This is a genomic window from Aeromonas sp. YN13HZO-058, from assembly GCF_001921245.1.
In the GTDB taxonomy this organism is placed as follows: domain Bacteria; phylum Pseudomonadota; class Gammaproteobacteria; order Enterobacterales; family Aeromonadaceae; genus Aeromonas; species Aeromonas allosaccharophila.
Genome location: NZ_MQSY01000067.1, coordinates 1 through 3,136, shown reverse-complemented (window position 1 = coordinate 3,136; position 3,136 = coordinate 1). Strand labels below are relative to the sequence as shown.

Sequence of the window (3,136 nt, the reverse complement as noted above, 5' to 3'; positions counted from 1 at the left end):
CTGCTGCGCAGCCAGATGGTGAAGATGACGGCGAGCCTGAAGGGATACACGGCGAGCCAGCTGAGTTTTCACATGGCGTCGATCTATCTTATCCATGAACTGAGCTGCATGCCCTACCTGTCAGCGGGGACTATCCCGAAGCGGGTAGCTGACCTGGAGAAACAGGCGGGGCAGTTTGTGCTGCCGGAACGAAGGGAGCGAAGTTACCCCCGCTGCGTGAAGCCAAGGCCACAGAAATACAGTGTAAAAAAACCAATAAAAACAATGCCAGTCAGGCTTAACTGACTGGCATTAGGCCCGTGATGGGCCCCTGAATGGTCATCATCTCAGCAGTAGCAGAGAGGTACGGGTGGTTTTCAGCATCCCCGTGGTGGTGCTACCCACAATGAACTGCCTGATCCGTGAGTGACCATAGGCCCCCATCACGATAAGGTCACAGCCCACCTCGGTGGCATGTAGGCAAATTACCGGCACCACCTCTCCTTGCAGCAGCCTGGCTGTTACCTTGATGCCCGCACTTTTCAACACCTGCTTGGCCTGTGCCAGCTGGCGTTCGTGCTCGTCACCCGGTTCGGCAACCATCACCAGATCACACTCAAGCCCCTTGAGCAGCGGGCTGCTTGCGATCAACTCCAGCACCTTCTTGGCGGTCGGGCTGGCGTCATAGGCAAACAGGAAGCGGCTTGGCGCCTGAAAGCCCGGCTGTACCACCATGATGGGGTTGGCCAGGGTGCGGATGACGCTCTCGATATGGCTGCCAATCAGCTCGTGGGCATGGGTCGTGCCCTGCTTGCCCATGATCAACATCCGCATACCGGATGAGAGCTCCTGGGTTGTCTCTACCAGCTGGCCGTGGCGTTGCAGGGTCTCGACTCCTGTCATGCCCAAGTCGGCAAGATACGCCTTGCCGCCGTTGAGCAGCATCCGTCCCTGTTCATGGGCGAGGCGGCTGCGTTGGTGATCCAGCTCGGCGAGCTCCTTGAGCAGCTGCTCGCGACTGCCAAGGCCAATGTTGCCGGAGAGATCGCTCTCTCCTTCAAACTGGTTCTTTTCCAGTACGTGCAGCAGGGTGACGGGTAACCCGGTGTTGGCTGCGGCCCAAGCCGCCGCATCGCACACCGCTGTCATGGCCGGAGAGCCATCGATACAGGCGAAAATGTTTGTCATGATGAATTCCTTTTTGTGATCAGTGGCCAGCCAGCAGCTTTTCAACTTCTTCCGGTTTGTCGTGCACACCAAAGCGGTCAACGATAGTGGCGCTCGCCTCGTTCAAGCCAATCAGCTCCACGTCGGTGCCCTCACGGCGGAACTTGATGACCACCTTGTCCAGTGCGGTGACGGCGGTGATGTCCCAGAAGTGGGCGTGGGTGAGGTCGATCACCACTTTTTCTACCACCTCCTTGAAGTCAAATCCGGCAAAGAACTGCTCGGCACTGGCGAAGAACACCTGGCCCCGCACCTGATAGGTGCGTACCTCGCCGTTTCGCTCGCTGTCGCTCTTGACCAGCATGAAGCGGGCAACCTTGTTGGCAAAGAACAGGGAGGCGAGCAGCACCCCGACAAATACCCCGAGTGCCAGGTTATGGGTAGCGACGACCACAGCCACTGTTGCCACCATCACGATATTGGTGGAGAGCGGGTGCTTCTTGAGATTGCGAACCGACTCCCAGGAAAACGTCCCGATAGAGACCATGATCATCACGGCCACCAGTGCCGCCATGGGGATCTGGCGGATCCACTCATCCATGAAGACCACCATCAGGATGAGCAGGGTGCCTGCGACAAAGGTGGAGAGGCGGCCACGGCCACCGGATTTGATGTTGATGATGGACTGACCAATCATGGCGCAGCCCGCCATGCCACCCATCAGGCCTGCGCCGATATTGGCGATCCCCTGGCCCTTGCACTCGCGATTGCGGTCGCTGCTGGTATCGGTCAGGTCATCGACAATGGCCGCCGTCATCATGGATTCGAGCAGACCGACCACGGCCAGACCTGCGGAATATGGGAAGATGATGGCCAGTGTCTCGAGATTGAGCGGCACTTCCGGCCACAGGAAGATGGGCAGGGTATCGGGCAGCTCGCCCATGTCGCCCACGGTGCGGATATCGATGCCCATGGTGATGGCGACTGCCGTCAGGATCACGATGCAGAGCAGCGGAGAAGGCACCAGCTTGCCCACCACCGGGATCAGCGGGAACAGATAGATGATGCCAAGGCCAGCCGCCGTCATGGCGTAGACCTGCCAGGTGACGTTGGTGAGCTCAGGCAACTGGGCCATAAAGATGAGGATCGCCAACGCATTGACGAAGCCGGTTACCACCGAGCGGGAGACAAATCGCATCAGGCTGCCCAGTTTCAGGTAACCCGCCGCGATCTGGAGTACCCCGGTAAGCAGGGTCGCGGCCAGCAGATATTGCAGGCCATGTTCTTTCACCAGGGTCACCATCAACAGCGCCATGGCGCCGGTGGCGGCGGAGATCATGCCAGGGCGACCGCCGACAAAGGCGATAACCACGGCGATACAGAAGGAGGCGTAGAGGCCGACCTTGGGGTCAACGCCAGCGATGATCGAGAAGGCGATGGCTTCCGGGATCAGCGCCAGCGCCACCACGGTGCCGGCCAGCAGATCGGCACGGATGTTGGAGAACCACTCTTGTCTTGCACGTTCCAGCATGGGGGGATTTTCTCGCTTGTTCGGGATCCACAGCACAACGCATCCACTGACCAAGGGGTCAGATGGCGTTCGGGCAGGATCGGATTGTTGTATTGGTAAGTGACGGATGAACAAAAACGCTCCGGTTGTGATAACCAGAGTCAGGCGGCAGGTGCCGCGAAGGGCGGGGTTATGGCGGCGTTACGGTCACGCCAGTATGCGTCTTGATCATAAGGCCGCGGATAATAGCAGAGCCGTGCCGGAGGCGGTAGCCCATCTGCTCGTTGACATCTGACCGATGGGCCAAAGCAGCGTGCGGTTGCACTCTGAGGTGAACAGGCGTGGGCTCCCTAATGATGAGTCGGTCGATGTTGGCAATAAGAAAAGGGGCCCGTGATGGGCTAATGCCGATCAGTTAAGGATCCATTGACCGATCCTGCTGATGTGTAAAAATCCGAAACCTGTTGATTGGTTTCGGAT

Annotated in this window: 2 protein-coding genes and 1 pseudogene; 1 reads left to right on the top strand and 2 read right to left on the bottom strand. The window is 58.7% G+C overall.

The annotated features are described in order from the left end of the window. Positions 1 to 281, top strand: a pseudogene (locus tag BSP75_RS18090) (IS4 family transposase); the annotation flags it as partial. Positions 282 to 321: 40 nt separating this feature from the next. On the opposite strand, the gene BSP75_RS18085 reads toward BSP75_RS18090, so the two are convergent. Together BSP75_RS18085 and BSP75_RS18080 are read right to left on the bottom strand one after the other, a co-directional pair. Then, on the bottom strand, positions 322 to 1,167 hold the full coding sequence (locus BSP75_RS18085; RefSeq protein ID WP_075114123.1) for a universal stress protein: 846 nt from the start codon (positions 1,165 to 1,167) through the stop codon (positions 322 to 324). A gap of 19 nt (positions 1,168 to 1,186) precedes the next feature. Continuing rightward, positions 1,187 to 2,677 carry a SulP family inorganic anion transporter gene (locus BSP75_RS18080; RefSeq protein ID WP_058054076.1) on the bottom strand — a complete coding sequence of 497 codons (1,491 nt, stop codon included), beginning with the start codon at positions 2,675 to 2,677 and terminating at the stop codon, positions 1,187 to 1,189. Positions 2,678 to 3,136: the final 459 nt, after the last annotated feature.